The 14791-nt window shown below is 63.8% G+C and carries 12 protein-coding genes, 2 tRNA genes and 1 pseudogene; 8 read left to right on the top strand and 7 right to left on the bottom strand.

The window, feature by feature from the left end:
* The first annotated feature begins 29 nt into the window (after positions 1 to 29).
* The gene (locus tag Q0X18_RS02765) at positions 30 to 758 is read left to right on the top strand and encodes a (Fe-S)-binding protein (RefSeq protein WP_297558229.1); all 729 of its coding nucleotides are present in this window, start codon (positions 30 to 32) and stop codon (positions 756 to 758) included.
* The gene (locus tag Q0X18_RS02760; protein WP_297558226.1) at positions 755 to 2149 is read left to right on the top strand and encodes a LutB/LldF family L-lactate oxidation iron-sulfur protein; all 1395 of its coding nucleotides are present in this window, start codon (positions 755 to 757) and stop codon (positions 2147 to 2149) included. The genes Q0X18_RS02765 and Q0X18_RS02760 overlap by 4 nt, the downstream gene beginning before the upstream one ends.
* 70 nt (positions 2150 to 2219) lie before the next feature.
* On the opposite strand, the pseudogene Q0X18_RS02755 reads toward Q0X18_RS02760, so the two are convergent.
* Positions 2220 to 4373 (bottom strand): annotated as a pseudogene (locus Q0X18_RS02755) (S8 family serine peptidase).
* Positions 4374 to 4530: 157 nt separating this feature from the next.
* On the opposite strand from Q0X18_RS02755, the gene Q0X18_RS02750 reads away from it, so the two are divergent.
* Positions 4531 to 5157 carry a phosphoribosylanthranilate isomerase gene (locus Q0X18_RS02750; protein WP_297558224.1) on the top strand — a complete coding sequence of 209 codons (627 nt, stop codon included), beginning with the start codon at positions 4531 to 4533 and terminating at the stop codon, positions 5155 to 5157.
* On the opposite strand, the gene Q0X18_RS02745 is transcribed toward Q0X18_RS02750, so the two are convergent.
* Positions 5112 to 5465 (bottom strand): hypothetical protein, encoded by a 354-nt coding sequence (locus Q0X18_RS02745; protein ID WP_297558221.1) that lies wholly within the window; start codon positions 5463 to 5465, stop codon positions 5112 to 5114. The genes Q0X18_RS02750 and Q0X18_RS02745 overlap by 46 nt on opposite strands.
* A gap of 74 nt (positions 5466 to 5539) precedes the next feature.
* Here Q0X18_RS02745 and Q0X18_RS02740 point away from each other — a divergent pair.
* Together Q0X18_RS02740 and Q0X18_RS02735 are read left to right on the top strand one after the other, a co-directional pair.
* Positions 5540 to 5616: transfer RNA gene (locus Q0X18_RS02740), tRNA-Asp, on the top strand.
* Positions 5617 to 5661: 45 nt separating this feature from the next.
* A tRNA-Phe gene (locus tag Q0X18_RS02735) sits at positions 5662 to 5737 on the top strand.
* A gap of 153 nt (positions 5738 to 5890) precedes the next feature.
* Here Q0X18_RS02735 and Q0X18_RS02730 read toward each other — a convergent pair.
* The 5 genes from Q0X18_RS02730 to Q0X18_RS02710 all read right to left on the bottom strand — a co-directional run bounded on the left by Q0X18_RS02730 (position 5891) and on the right by Q0X18_RS02710 (position 10105).
* On the bottom strand, positions 5891 to 6472 hold the full coding sequence (locus Q0X18_RS02730; RefSeq protein WP_297558218.1) for a hypothetical protein: 582 nt from the start codon (positions 6470 to 6472) through the stop codon (positions 5891 to 5893).
* Positions 6473 to 6585: 113 nt separating this feature from the next.
* Positions 6586 to 6786 carry a hypothetical protein gene (locus Q0X18_RS02725; protein ID WP_297558215.1) on the bottom strand — a complete coding sequence of 67 codons (201 nt, stop codon included), beginning with the start codon at positions 6784 to 6786 and terminating at the stop codon, positions 6586 to 6588.
* Positions 6787 to 6830: 44 nt separating this feature from the next.
* A complete protein-coding gene (locus tag Q0X18_RS02720; RefSeq protein ID WP_297558213.1) occupies positions 6831 to 7169 on the bottom strand; it encodes a hypothetical protein in 339 nt (112 codons plus the stop codon).
* Between the two features lie 285 nt (positions 7170 to 7454).
* Positions 7455 to 8135, bottom strand: a complete 681-nt coding sequence (locus tag Q0X18_RS02715; protein ID WP_297558210.1) for a Crp/Fnr family transcriptional regulator — start codon at positions 8133 to 8135, stop codon at positions 7455 to 7457.
* An 8-nt stretch (positions 8136 to 8143) separates the two neighbouring features.
* Positions 8144 to 10105, bottom strand: a complete 1962-nt coding sequence (locus tag Q0X18_RS02710) for a BTAD domain-containing putative transcriptional regulator (RefSeq protein WP_297558207.1) — start codon at positions 10103 to 10105, stop codon at positions 8144 to 8146.
* Between the two features lie 90 nt (positions 10106 to 10195).
* Here Q0X18_RS02710 and Q0X18_RS02705 point away from each other — a divergent pair, with 90 nt between their 5' ends.
* The 3 genes from Q0X18_RS02705 to Q0X18_RS02695 are packed head-to-tail and all read left to right on the top strand — an operon-like array spanning position 10196 to position 14771.
* Positions 10196 to 10387 carry a hypothetical protein gene (locus Q0X18_RS02705; RefSeq protein ID WP_297558205.1) on the top strand — a complete coding sequence of 64 codons (192 nt, stop codon included), beginning with the start codon at positions 10196 to 10198 and terminating at the stop codon, positions 10385 to 10387.
* A complete protein-coding gene (locus Q0X18_RS02700; RefSeq protein ID WP_297558202.1) occupies positions 10384 to 11184 on the top strand; it encodes a c-type cytochrome in 801 nt (266 codons plus the stop codon). The genes Q0X18_RS02705 and Q0X18_RS02700 overlap by 4 nt, the downstream gene beginning before the upstream one ends.
* Positions 11181 to 14771 (top strand): nitrate reductase subunit alpha, encoded by a 3591-nt coding sequence (locus Q0X18_RS02695; RefSeq protein WP_297558199.1) that lies wholly within the window; start codon positions 11181 to 11183, stop codon positions 14769 to 14771. The genes Q0X18_RS02700 and Q0X18_RS02695 overlap by 4 nt, the downstream gene beginning before the upstream one ends.
* Positions 14772 to 14791 lie beyond the last annotated feature (20 nt).

Here is a 14791-nt window from a genome sequence, read left to right as displayed (position 1 = left end):
TTGCTCCCCCGGCTATAATCTACAGCATCATGCAAGTGGCCCTTTTCGTCACCTGTCTGACCGACCAGTTTTTCGCCGAGGCGGGGGTGGCGGCGGTGCGGCTTTTGCGCCACCTGGGCTGCACGGTGGACTTCCCCGAGGGCCAGACCTGCTGCGGCCAGCCCGCCTACAACGCGGGCTACTGGGCTGAGGCCCGGCAGGTGGCGACCCACACCCTGGAGGTGCTCGAGGGCGCGGAGTATGTGGTGCTGCCCTCAGGCTCCTGCACCACCATGCTGCGCACCTTCTACCCCGAGCTTTACCGCGATCACCCCAAGATGTTCGCCCGGGCCCTGGCTTTGAGCCAGAAGACCTACGAGCTCTCGGAGTTCATCGTCAAGGTGCTGGGGAAAAGCCACCTGGGCTCGGGTCTGACGGGCAAACGCATCGCCTACCACCACGGCTGCCACGCCCTGCGCGAGCTGGGCCTCAAGCAAGAACCCTTAACGCTTTTGCGCAACGCCGGGGCCGAGGTGGTGGACTGGGCCGCCGCCGAGGAGTGCTGCGGCTTTGGCGGGCTGTTCTCGGTCAAGCTGCCGGAGGTGGCCCTGGGCATGGCCGACCGCAAGCTCGCCACCCTGCCCCCCGCGGGCCAGGTAGACCTGCTGACCAGCACCGATGGCGGCTGTATGCTGCACCTGATGGGGCGCATGCAGAACCAGAACCTTAACCTGCCCGTGCGCCCGCTGGCCTCGGTCTTGTGGGAGGCGGTGGGATGAAGCTAGCGGCCAACCGGTACCCCCAGGAAGCGGCTCGAGTCCTGCGCGAAGAGCCCCAGGTGCGCGAGTCGGTAACGGGGGCCACCCTCAACTTCGACAGCAAGCGGCGGCAGGCCTACGCCGAGGTGGACGCCGAAGCCTGGCGGCACTGGGCCGAAGGGGTCAAGAACCACCTGCTGATGCACCTGGACAGATACCTGTTCCAGGCCGAGGAAAAACTACAACAGAACGGGGTGCAGGTGCACTGGGCCGAGAACGCCGACGACGCCCGGCGCATCGTAGCCGAGATCGCCCGCAAAGGCGGGGTGCGCAGGGTGGTCAAGGCCAAGACCATGGTCTCGGAGGAGCTGGGCATCAACCCCATGCTGGAAGGGATGGGCCTCGAGGTGCTCGAGACCGACCTCGGCGAGTACATCATCCAGCTTTTGAACCAGCCCCCCTCGCACATCGTGGGGCCGGCCATCCACCTGAACCTCGACCAGATTCGCCAGCTCTTCCACCAGCGCTTCCAGACCCCTCTCGAGGCCAGCCCCGAGCAACTGGCCGCCGTGGCCCGCGGCCTGCTGCGCGAGGGCTTTCTAAAGGCCGATATGGGCATCTCGGGGGCCAACTTTGTGGTGGCCGAGACCGGCACCCTGGCCCTGATCGAAAACGAGGGCAACATAAGGCTTTCCACCTCGGCCCCGCGCATCCACGTGGCTTTGGTGGGCCTCGAGAAGCTCCTGCCCCGCTTCTCCGACCTTGCGATTTTCTTGCAGCTCACCGCCCGCGCCGCCACCGGGCAGCGGCTGGGAACCTTCGTCTCGCTCATCCAGGGGCCGCGCCAGCCCGACGAGCCCGACGGCCCCGAAGAGGTGCACGTGGTGTTTGTGGACAACGGGCGCAGCAGCGTGCTGGCCGACCTCGAGGCCTGGGAAACCCTGCGCTGCGTGCGCTGCGCGGCCTGCCTGAATGCTTGCCCGGTCTACCGCCAGACCGGCGGGCATGCCTACGGCTACGTGTACAGCGGCCCCATCGGGGCCATTCTGTCGCCGGGGCTCGTAGGCCTGGAGGAAACCAAACCCCTCCCCTACGCCTCCTCGCTGTGCGGGGCCTGCTTTCAGGCCTGCCCGGTGCGCATCCCCATCCCCAAGCTGCTGCTCACCTGGCGCAACCGCGCGGTGGCGGAGGGCCTGACGCCGCGGCTCGAGGCCGCCGCCATCAAAGGCTTTGCCCTGGCCATGACCCAGCCCTGGATGTACCGCCTGGCCAGCAAGGCCCTGCGCCTGCTGCCCGAAAAAGCCCTGGACAACAGCATCCTGCCGGTGATAAAGGCCTGGACCGCAGGCCGGGCCGGCCTCAAACCCAGCCCGAAAAGCTTTCAGCAGATGTGGGAGGCCGGAGAGGTTTGAACCAAAATCTTCTGCGGTTCTCCCATACCAAAACCTCCCCCATCGGGGGAGGCGAAGCATGGTTTTGGCTCTAGCGCCGGTAAAGCTGTCGCAGACTGGGCAGTAGGGAAACCCCCTCCAGGCCGGGCCGTTTCAGGTTTTGCGTGCCTTGCACCACCGACAGGGGTACGTTGATGTTGCTGGAGGTGGGGCGTACCAGGAGCAGATCACCATCGGCATTGGTATAGCCTCCAAGGTAATCCCCCGGCGTAATGTCGTCGTCACCATCCAGGTCTTTCCAGGCAATCACAACATAATCGCCACCCGCCAGGTTGTTGAACTGATAGGGTGCACTCAGGCCTGTCTGGCTGATACTCACAATCGCTGATTTATTGAGGTCAATGTCGTTGCCTGCAATATACAGGGCAAAGACCGTCGTACCCTGCACGGTGGGCGGGGGCGCAGCCGTGCCCACCGTCAGGGCAAGCCCCACCGAGCGGTTGATGCTGCCGCCACTGCCATTGATGGTAAGGTTGTAGGTTCCAGGGGTCGGGCTACCGCTCACCTGTAGACGCAGGGTGCTGGTGCTGCCGGTGACACTGCTAGGGGTGAATTGCCCGCTCACCCCACTCGGAGCGCCGCTCAGGGTCAGGCTGACGGCATTGGTGAAACCCGCAATGCGTGCGATGCTGACGCTTATATCCACGCTGCTGCCCGAGGTGGGGCTCAGGGTGGCCGAGGTGGGGCTCAGCACCAGGGTGAAGCTCGGCGTCACGTTGCCCACAGCATTGACGGCAGCTTGCGCATTAACCAGGCCCGCACCACAGTCGCTGCTGGTCAGGGTGGGGAAGCTGGGGGCGATCTGATCCGATGGGCGGCCCGTGCAACTGGCCCCGCTCAGCGGCACCGCCGTGCTTTTGAGGATGTCCAGCGCCTCCGAATAGGTCAGATCGGGGCGGCGCGCTTTCATCAGGGCCACCAGGCCCGCCACATGCGGACTGGCCATGGAGGTACCCTGGTAGAAAACATAGTTGAATTGATCGGCCCCTGTTGCCGAATCGTCCTTGAGCGGGCTCAGCACCCCATCTACAAAGCCATCTTCGTTACGGTCAATGGATACATCCCCACCCGGCGCCATGACGTCTATACGGGCGCCATAGTTGGAGTAGTAGGAGCGAAAACCCCGGGTCTCGGTAGCTCCCACGGTAATGACCCCACTGCAACTGGCCGGGGTGAAACCGGAGGCATTTTCGGCGCTGTTGCCAGCCGCCACCACAATAATGGGCCGCTGGGGCTGGTCGGCGGCCTGTTTGATGGTATCCTGCTAGGCCGGTGCACAGGTACCCCGGCCCCCCAGGCTCATATTGACCACCGCCGCCGGATTGGGGTTGGCAGGCACGCCCAAAACCGAGAGCCCCACTGCCCAGCGAAGGGCCGCGATAATGTCGGCATCGCTGCCCCCACCCACGCCCAGGGCACGGATGTGCAGCAGGCGGGCCCCCCAACTGACCCCCGCCACACCCAGGTTGTTGTTGGTGGCCGCCGCGACCGTTCCGGCCACGTGGGTGCCGTGGTAGCCGGTCAGGGCCTCTTCGGGTACACCGGGTGCTACGTTGCCGGTATCCTCGGGGTTGTTGTCCCGCCCACCCCCATCGTTGGCAATCTGTGGGTTGGAGATGAAGTCGTACCCCAGGATGGGTTTGGGGATATCGGGGTGGGCTCCCACGATGCCCGAGTCTATGACCGCTACCACCACGGTAGGATCAACCCCATCTTCGATATCCCAGGCGGCAGGCAGGTTGATGGCCGGATAATGCCACTGAAGGTGATAAAAAGAATCGTTGGGGGTTTTGAAAGCCTGGCGGATGTAGTTGGGCTGGGCGTAGAGCACATCGGCGCGGCGGGACAGGGCCTGGACGACCTCGAGGGTCTGAGGTTTGCCGGCAACACCCCGGAAGAGCGCCATGCCCTGGGTGTCCAGGTCTTCTACCCGCTGTAGCTCCACCCCGGCTACCTGGAGGCTCCCAACCGTTTGCAGGCTCACCCCCGGCCGAAACTTGACAATCACCTCCCCAGGTACAAAATCGGTTTCACTGGTTTGGGCAAAGGGCCTTTGCGAGACCTTGATGGCCCCGGCCTGGCTACCCCCCGAAGGAAAGCCCACCAGGCCCGAGATGCTGCCCGAGGCGGGGCCCCCATCCCCACAAGAGGCCAACAGAGCCAACACAGCAACCACCAGCAGCATCCACACACGAGATATCTTCACCGGCCCACCTCCTGAGCGCGGCTCTACCCACAGTTACATTGCACAACAGCTTTATTGCACACCTGCCGTTATTTCACCGTTACATTGAGCCCCTCATGTGATTGAGACAAAGGTAAAGTATGAGACACTAAAACCCATGGTACGTGCCAAGATTTGTGGGATTACCCGGCTAGAAGATGCCCTGCTGGCTGAGCAGCTCGGGGCCTGGGCCCTGGGCTTTATTCTGGCCCCGGGAACCCCGCGCTACCTCGAGCCCGCACAAATTCGGCCCATCAGCACCGCTCTGGGGCCTTTTATCGTTCGGGTTGGGGTTTTTGTGGACACCCCGCCCGAGGAGGTGCTGGATCAGATGGAGGCCGCCCGGCTCCAGGTGGCCCAGCTCCACGGCAACGAACCCCCCGAATGGGCCGAGCGCATCCGCCGCTTCTACCCGGTTATCAAAGTCTTCAAGCTAAAAGGCCCGGCCCAGCCCGACTGGCTCAGCTACCCCGCCGATGCCCTCATGGTGGATGGGGTGAGCCCCGGCAGCGGGCAGGGCTACCCACTGGACTGGATCACGCCCCTTCGGCAACATCCCCGGCTGATTATCGCCGGGGGCCTGACACCCGAAAATCTGCCGGCAGCCCTGGAGTTAGCGCCCTACGCCGTGGACGTGAGCAGCGGGGTGGAGGCCGCCCCCCGGATCAAAGACCCCCACAAGCTCCGGGCTTTTCTGGCTCAGGTCGCGGCCTTCAACGGCACCAGCCGGAACCAGTACACATAGCGGCGCTCCGACTCTTCCCAGCGGTACTCCACGCTTGCTACAAGAAACCAGCCGCAGTCGCGCCAGCAGTTGGTTCGCTCGCGAAGGTACACCCGCAGGGGAGTCTGGGCAGCCAGGGCCAGAAGCAGAATCCGGTTTCCCCCCGTTGGCTGCTGGTTTCCCGAGAGCCCCTCGCCCGGATACAGAATGGAGCCATCGGGCAGGAAGCGGTTTTTATAGCCGGACTCGCCCCGATCCACCAGCAGGCTGCGCGGGCCTATCCCCCGCAGGGTCTTGTGTCTGACGAGTACTTCTTTCCAGGTCATCATGCTTGACACCCAACAGGCCAACCGCTATTATCCTATGTGCCTGTTCGGACGACTCCGACGCAGTGCCACAACCTGCTCCGGTGGTGTAGTTGGTTAACATACCCGCCTGTCACGTGGGAGATCGCGGGTTCAAGTCCCGTCCGGAGCGCCAAATTTACGCCGAGCGCAAACAAAACCTGTGCTCGGCGTAAACCACGCCAAGGTAGCTCAGTCGGTAGAGCATGCGACTGAAAATCGCAGTGTCGGCGGTTCGATTCCGCCCCTTGGCACCAGTCCAGAACGTAAAAACCCGAGGGTGCGAATCCTCGGGTTTGCGTTTGACCCAAACAAAACTCGATTCGGCGACTCAAGAAGCAAGATTCATGCCTTGGCTCGAGTTTTCAGCTTGGCCTCGAGGCGAGCCGTCAGGGGGCTGGATGACTATATCACCAAGCGGGGGGCACCCCTTCTTCCGTCCAGAACTGCATGGCGTCGTTGCGCACCTCCACCTCCCCACGGGCCAGGGCCACCAGGCGCTCCAGGGGCCAGCCGTCCTCTTCGTTGGCCTCCAGCAGGTTGCTAAACAGGGGCTCCTTGGGCATCCGAAAGCCGGGGATGTCCCGCACCGGGCGGATGAGCGCCCGCAGCCTCGCCAGGCTGGCCCTCATATCAAATAGGCTTGTCTTTTCGTCAAGAAGCCGGTGCGCCGAGAAGCCCCACTCACCCCTGCCGTTTATCCAGAGGATTTGCAGGGGGCCAAAGTCCATGTTGGCCGCCGGGCCGCCGAAGGGGGAGGCGTGGGTCTCGGTCGCCATCACCGCCACCCAGCCGCCCCCCGCCCTGGGGTCGGGGACGCGGAAGGGGGCCGCGAAGGTGTACTTGCCGGGGGGCAGGTCTTTGACGGTAAAGGTTTTCGCGGTCACGTCCGGGTGGCGGCCTTTATAGGAGAACAGCCCGGCGCTGGTGATACGGCGGTTGATGTCAAAAGCACTAAAAGGGAACTCGATGGAGCTAATCTCGTCTCTCATACTTCAGATGGTAGGGGAGGCTTCTTTTCCGCTGCGGGGAAGGTATCAAACATCGCTGCTGGTTGGTCAGTCTTTGGGCAGCAGGCGGTTCCTTATATTCCGCCTACCTCACGTTACTGCTCGCCCTTCCGCCTGGCCTTGATAATCGCCTTGAGGGTCTGCACTTCCTCATCGTCCAGCATGAACATATCGGCGTAGAGCTCCAGGCTCTCGTAGCCGTCGCTCGTGACCATCTCCCGGCCCACGCCCTCAGGCACTTTGGTCAGGCGGGTAAAGTCGATACCGTCCTCAATCCATTCATGCTTCTTTGACATCGCTACCTCCTATGCGCAAAGGCTTACTCCTCGATTTCCCCTTTTCACCAGGGGTTAGGGGCCGCCCATACCCGCTTTCTCCACTCGGCTTTAGCCCGCTCTACCTGCTCGGGGTCGTTCTCGTCGAGGGGCAGCATCCCGTACTCGCGCCAGCGCTGGAGCCGCTTCTGCACGTCCTTGTCCAGCTCGCTCTCGTCCACCGGGGTCAGGGCGCGAAACACGCCCGAGGGGTACTCCCGCACCCACAGCCAGCCGTTCCAGTAGTAGAGTTCGGGGTCGTCGGCGGGGTCTAGGCCCAGCTTGCGCAGACGGGAAGAAGGCCAGCTTACGGGGTCATGGATGCACCAGTCGCGGTATACAAACTCAGGTGGGGTCTGTTCCATTGCACAGCTCCTTTCTTCGCCCTTGCCTCTGGCAGAGGCAGAAGTTCATGGTAGAGCCGCAGTTGAAATAGACGGTTCTGCTAGGCAGAAAATGCCTCGAGCTTATGCAGTCCATCCCGGGCCACTGAGGCATGGCGGCCAAACAGCTTTGAGCTTCTAGAGCGGCCTCGGGGCCATTACAGAAAAACCGCCACACTCGACAAATCGTGCGCACGAAAAAGCAATCGAGAGAAGTGCGACAAGTAGCGCTTAATACACCACTCAAGCGCAGGGTTAGCATCAGGGCTAGATGTGTTGCTCGCCCGCTATTTGCCGCAAGGCCTTTGGGTTCTTGATCCAGACGCAACGGGCCTGCATCTCGATGAAGCCCTGGCGCAAAAATTCGCCCAGCTTGCGACTGACAGGCTCGGGCCCAGTACCCAGCAGAGCAGCCAGTTCGGGGTTGGTGGGAAGGCGGAACCCCTCACCTGCCTGCCTGGCCTGCTCGAGCAGGTACTCGGCCAGCCGCGCCGCCACTTCGTGAAACACCAAGCGATCCAGCAGGTGTACAAGCTGCTGTTGTCGTTTGGCCAGGAAGCGAATCATGGCCCGGGCCACTGGTGGTCGGGTATCCACCAGGCCAAAAAAGCCTTCCTTAGGAATGGCCAGCAATTGACTATCCTCCAGAGCCTCCGCCGAAGCTGGGTAGTAGGGCTGCTCCAAAAACACCGCCACCGCTGCCACCGGGCGCAGCGGCCCCTCCAGGTGCAGTACCACCTGTCGCTGCCCTTTGGGATCAGGGCGGTAGATTTTGATCATCCCCGAGGCCACCACATACAAGGAGAGCACCGGGTCTCCTTGCAGGAAAAGGGTCTGGCCTTTGCGGAGGCTGCGCGGTTGGGCTTGCTGGGCCAGGGCCTCGAGGTCGGCCGGACTCAGTTCTTCAAACAGTGGGCAGCGAGCCAGAACCGAATGAGCATCCAGCATAAGCGGATTCAGGCGCTCACCCGCGCCATCTGGGCTAAGTAAGTAGATACTGGCAAGCCCTCACGCTCCATGCGCACCCGATACTGCTGGAAGATGCTCCTGGCCTCGGGCTCCTGCCCCGTCATCATCAGGGTCTGTATCAGTTCGGCGTAGGCTTCCTCGCGCCAGGGGTCTAGGGTGAGGATGCGGCGGTAGGCCTCGAGGGCTTCGCGGGGCTGTCCCAGAGCCAGGGCGATCTCGGCCACCCTGAACCAGGCCCCCACAGCCCGCTCGCGCAGGTAGCTGCGCTCGAGTTCGGCCCAGTCGGCGTAGGGTTCATCGGCCAGAAAGTCCCCCCTGTACAAGGCCAGCGCCTGGCGCAAGAGCTCGAGGGCCACAGCCCCCTCTTCGCGCTCGGCCTGCCGCAAAAGTTCCTCGAAGCGCTCCACATCCAGAAAATAGGGCGCCTGGAGGGCCAGACGGTAGCCCTCCCCTTCCCGCACCACCACCTGGGGCTGGCTGGGTTCCGGCTCCAGGGCCTGGCGCAGATCGTGTATCAGCACGTGCAGTCGCCCCTGGGTCTGCTCGGGCTCCTCTCCCGGCCAGAGGTGGGCGCACAGCTCGTCGCGGGTGAGGGTCTGGCCGCGGTAGGCCAGCAGCAACTTCAGCAGAGTGAGGGCCTGACGGCGGCCAAAGGCTTTGGCCGAAAGGGTTTCACCGTCCCGGCGTACCCGCAGCCCGCCCAGGGTGAATATCTCCAGCCGAGGGGTTTCTGTTGCCGCCTTGATCTCAGTGGGCCAGAGCACCTCGGCCCCCAGCCGCAGGAGCCACTGCAAGGCCGCCACCGCCCGGCCAGGGGGCTGGGGCAGGCGGGCAAAGTGAAACTGCTGCACGCCCATCACCCTGGCACCCGACCAGAGCGGCAGGCAGTAGCGGGGCCGCCCATCCTGGACGTGGGGGCAGGGCTCGAGGCCCGTCTTGACCCCCTGAACCCGGCCCTGCCAGACCCCACACCGGGCCAGGTGTGGGCAGGCCGCCGCGGGCCGCCCTTGGGAAAGATTGCGCCCATCTTTCAGCGCCAGCCACACCCCCGAGGCCCCGCTCAGCTCCATGGCATGGCCCAGGAGCACCTCGAGCCCCTCGGCTTCGGCGCCGCGGTGCAGGGCCTGGGCGATGGCGTACAGGCCGTTCTCACCCAACCGGGTCAGCACCGTGTACAGCGAGGCCGCCAGCACCGGCCCCACCAGGTTGAGCGTCTGCAAAAGGGCCTGGTCTTCCACGTCCGGGTTGCGGCTGGCCAGGTTGAGCACCCCGATCAGGCCGTGGGGGAGCTCGAGGGGGTAACACACGTAGGTTTTGTAGCCCAGCTTTTTGACCTTCTGCCGCAAATAGCGCTCGTCGGTGGCCAGGTCGTGCGTCACCAACGCCCGGTGGCCCAGCGCCACCAGCCCCGGATAACCCTCGCCCCAGGCGAACCAGGGCCTCTCCATGAAAGCTTCGCGGTGTACGCCGTCGTAGGCGGTAAGCACCAGGTAATGCTCCTGGGGGTCGGCCAAGAATAGCTCGGCAGCCTCCATGCCCAACCCCCTGCGCAGGACAGACAGAAAAGCCTGCAGCGTCTGGAAAAAGCGACCCGGCTCGGCCGTTAGCCGACGGGTAGCCCAGGCCAGCGAGGTAAGCAGGTCGCCCGGCTGACACCCGGCACTGGCCTTGAGTTCGATCCGAATGCCGTTGTCGGCATAACCCTGACACCAGAGCCGCCGGCCCTGCCAGGTCAGGGGCGTGCTGGCCTGGTAGGCCCCGTAGCGAATCTCCCGCTGTACCGGACAGCGCGCGCACAGGGGACGCCCAAAGGGGTCGGTGCCCCCTACCACCTCGGCGCAGGGCCTGGACAGCACCGCCGAAGCAGGCAGGCCAAAAAAGTTGGCCGCATCCCTGTTCCAGGCAACGATCCGCCCCTGTTCGTCGAGCTGCCAGTGCACCGGGTTCATAACTCTTCCTCCAGATTAGGAAGTTCGGATGGTGCAAATGTCCCAAGCCTGTAAGTGGCCTGTAAGACCCAAGACCCAAGCTAGGGTTGTATGGCCGAACCCACCCCCCGTCATCTGCCCCCACCCAGGTCGCCGGTGTACCTGGTGCTCCTGTGGCGGGACGAGACGGGTCGCTGGGAGGGCCGGATTAAAGACGCCAAGACCGGGGCCGAACATCCCTTTTACGCCATCGAAGAGCTCCTGTCCTGGCTGGAGAACCACAACCAAAGGAGGCTGGCATGAAACGACGACTGGTTGGCTTGGCCGTCCTGCTCGGTTTGGCCCTGGCTGCCGAAGGGCAGCAGCTATACAGCCAAAACTGTGCAGGCTGCCATGGGGCAAACGCCCAGGGCATTCCGGGAGCCTTCCCTCCGCTGGCGGGAAACCCGCGCATGCAGGATGAAGCCTATGTGATAAAGGTCATCCGCGAGGGAATTAGCGGGCCGCTCGAGGTGGGCGGGCAAACCTACAACGGGGTGATGCCCGCCATGCCGCAGGTGAGCGAAGCCGATGCCAAGGCCATCGCGGGCTATCTGAAAGGGCTGGGAGGTGCAGCGGCAGAACCCGCGCCAGCGCCCACGGCTTCCGCACCCGCAGCCCCCACCGACCCCGCGCTGGCCGATAAAGGCCGGGCCCTGTTCCTGGGTCAGCAGCCCTTCAAAAACGGCGGCGCGCCCTGCATGGCCTGCCACACCGCGGGCAACTTTGGCCCGATGGGCGGCGGCAGCCTGGGCAAAGACCTCACCGACCTCCACACCCGGCTGGGGGCGGCTGGAATCCAGGGGGTGCTCAGCAACATCGCCTTCCCGGTGATGCGCGAGAGCTACAAGGGCAAGCCGCTCACGCCGGAGGAAATCACCGCCCTCACCGCTTTTTTTGCCCAAACCGCAGGCAAGCCGGGCAATACGGCCACCATGGACGCCGCCCGCATGCTTTTTGCCGGGCTATTGGGGCTGCTGGTTCTGTTTGGGGTGATGTACCTCTACTGGAACAACCGCCGACTGGGGCTGGCCGAACGCATTCGTAGGAGGAGCACATGAGCGACTGGATCAAGGAACTGGAAGCCCCCACCGAACGCAAGTGGGAGGAGTTTTACCGCAACCGCTTCGCCCATGACAAACGGGTGCGCACCACCCACGGGGTCAACTGCACCGGCAGTTGTAGCTGGGAGGTCTTCGTCAAGGACGGTATCGTGACCTGGGAGCTGCAGGCCACCGATTACCCCGCCATAGACCCCAGCCTGCCCGACATCACCCCCCGGGGCTGCCAGCGCGGGGTGAGCTACTCCTGGTACCTCTATAGCCCCATCCGGGTCAAGTATCCCTACGCGCGCGGCGCGCTCATTGACCTGTGGCGCGAAGCACGGGAACAGCACGCCGACCCAGTAGCCGCCTGGAAGAGCCTGGTGAGCGACCCCGAGAAGCGCAGACGCTGGCAGCGGGCACGGGGCAAGGGGGGTTTCAGACGGTTTAGCTGGGACGAGGCCCTGGACATTATTTCTGCCTCGCTAATCCATACCATCCAGCAATACGGCCCCGACCGGATTATCGGCTTTAGTCCCATTCCGGCCATGTCGCAGATCAGCTACGCCGCCGGCTCGCGTTTCTTGAGCCTGATTGGGGGCGTGCCGATGAGCTTCTACGACTGGTACTGCGACCTACCCAACGCCAGCCCCGAAATCTGGGGCGAGCAGACCGACGTGCACGAGGCCGCCGACTGGTACAACGCCCGTTTTATTGCGGTGGTGGGCTCCAACCTTAACATGACCCGTACCCCCGACGTGCACTACGTGGCCGAGGGGCGCTACGCCGGGGCCAAGTTCACGGTTTTTGCGCCGGACTTCAACCAGGTCGCTAAGTATGCCGACTGGTGGCTGCCCATCAACCCAGGCCAGGACGGGGCCTTCTGGATGGCGGTGAACCACGTCATCCTCAAGGAGTTCTACCTCCTCAAACAAGTGCCGTACTTTGTCAACTACCTCAAGCGCTACACCGACAGCCCCATGCTGGTCGAGGTCAAGGACGGCAGGCCAGGCCGCTACCTGCGGGCCAGCCAACTGGCCGACTACGCAGACGAAGAAAACGGCGACTGGAAGCTGCTGGTCTGGGACGAGCGCTCGGGCGCACCCCGGATGCCCGGTGGCACCATTGGCTTCCGCTGGCAGAGCCAGAAGGGCAAGTGGAACCTGGAGCTCAAGGATGCCAGAACCGGCGAGGAAATTGACCCGCTGTTGAGCTTCCGCGACCAGGCCGATGAAGTGCTCCAGCTCGAGTTCGACGACTTCGGCGCGGACAAAAAGACCCAGCGCGGCGTTCCGGTCAAGAAGCTGACCACCAAGGGCGGCCAGCAGGTGATGGTTACCACCGTCTTCGACCTGCTGATGGCCCAGTTCGGGGTGGATCGGGGGCTGGGTGGCGATTACCCCCAAAGCTACGACGAGGTAGGGCCCTACACCCCGGCCTGGCAGGAGCAGTACACCGGCATCCACCGCGACACCCTGATTCGCTACGCCCGCGAGTGGGCCGAAAACGGCGAGAAGACCCAGGGCAAAAACCTGATTATCATCGGGGCAGGGGCCAACCACTGGTACCACAACAACCTGCTCTACCGCGCGGGCATTGTGGCCCTGATGCTCACTGGGGCGGTGGGCGTCAACGGCGGCGGGCTGGCCCACTACGTAGGGCAGGAAAAACTCGCCAACCAGGCCAGTTGGGGGCCCATCGCCTTTGCCGGGGACTGGGGCTACCCGGCCCGGCAGCAAAACACCCCCAGCTTCCACTACGTCCACTCCGACCAGTGGCGCTACGAGCGGGGCTACAAGGACTACGACAAAACCGTAGAGAAGAACGGGGACCACACCATTGACCACCAGGCCCGAGCGGTGCGCAAGGGCTGGCTGCCCTTCTTCCCGCAGTTCAACAAGTCGAGCCTCGAGGTCGTCAAAGAGGCCGAGAAGGCCGGCGCCAGAACCGAGCAGGAGATCGTGGCGTATGTGGTTCAGCAGCTCAAAGAAGGGCGGCTGGAGTTCGCTATAGACGACCCCGACGCGCCTTCCAACTGGCCTCGAGTCTGGTTTATCTGGCGCGGCAATGCCATCGGCACCTCCGCCAAAGGGCACGAGTTCTTCCTCAAGCATTACCTGGGCACCCACACCAACACCGTGGCCCAGGAGCAGGCTAACGGACACCTGAGCGAAGTCAGGTACCGCCGAGAAGCGCCCCAGGGCAAGCTCGATCTGGTGGTGGATCTGAACTTCCGCATGGACACCAGCGCCTTGTACTCCGACATCGTGCTACCCACCGCCTCCTGGTACGAAAAGGACGACCTCAACACCACCGACCTGCACACCTACATCAACCCCATGCAGGCCGCCGTGCCCCCGCTGTGGGAGAGCAAGAGCGACTGGGATATCTACAAGGCCATCGCCCAGCGCTTTAGCGAGCTGGCCCAGAAACACCTGGCCCAGCCGGTCAGGGATATTGTGATGATCCCGCTCCAGCACGACACCGTGGACGAGCTGGCCCAGCCCGACGACCGCGACTGGAAGAAAGGCCAGGTCGAGCCCATCCCCGGCAAAACCATGCCCAAGTTTCGCGTGGTCGAGCGGCAGTATCCGCTGGTGTACGAGAAGATGGTCTCGCTGGGCGATGGAATTGAGAAAAACGGCGTAGGAATGCACGGCCTCAGCATTCCCGCGGGCGATTTCTACGACGACCTGCGCAAGCGACAAGGGCGCAAGCTGAACGGCGCGGTGTATCCCAGCCTGGAAAGCGCCCGTCAGGTGGCCGAGGCCATCCTCTACCTCGACCCCGTCTCCAACGGCGAGCTGGCCTACCGCGCCTTCAAGGACGAAGAGAAGAAGACCGGCGTAAAGCTCACCGACCTAGCCGAGCCCGTGCGCGACACCCGCATCAGCTTCGCCGACATCGTGGCCCAGCCGCGCCGTCAGCTCACCACCCCCACCTGGAGCGCCATCATCAACGGGGGCCGGGCCTACAGCCCCTTTACCCTCAACGTCGAGCGTCTGATTCCCTGGCGCACCCTCTCCGGGCGACAGCACTTCTACCTGGATCACGAGAACTACCTGGCCTGGGGCGAGCACCTGCCCACCTACAAGCCGCGCCCCGACCACACCATGCTGCTCGAGACCGAGATTACCAGGGCCGAGGCCCAGGGCAAGCTCCTCAACTACATCACCCCCCACGGCAAGTGGAGCATCCACTCGACCTACTCCGACAACCACCGCATGATGACCCTCTCCCGCGGCGGCTACCCCATCTGGCTCAACGACAAAGACGCCCAGGAGATGGGCATCCGCGACAACGACTGGGTGGAGCTGTTCAACGACAACGGGGTCTTCGTACAGCGCTGCATCGTCTCGGCCCGCATCCCCAGGGGTACGGTCTTTGTCTATCACGCCACCGAGCGCACCCTCTCGGTACCCAAGTCGCCATTGCGGGGCAAACGGGCTGGCATGAACAACTCCATCACCCGCGCCCGCCTCAAGCCGGTGTTGATGAGCGGGGGTTATGCCCAGTTCACCTACGCCTTCAACTACTGGGGGCCGGTAGGGGTCAACCGCGACACCTTTGTGTATGTGCGGCGTATCGAGCAGCCCCAGTGGTAGCTGGTTTCTTGCCAAGGAGA

The organism is Meiothermus sp. (assembly GCF_026004075.1).
Lineage (GTDB): Bacteria > Deinococcota > Deinococci > Deinococcales > Thermaceae > Meiothermus.
Note: the sequence above shows the minus strand (reverse complement) of the source record. Positions and strands in the feature narration are given on the sequence as shown.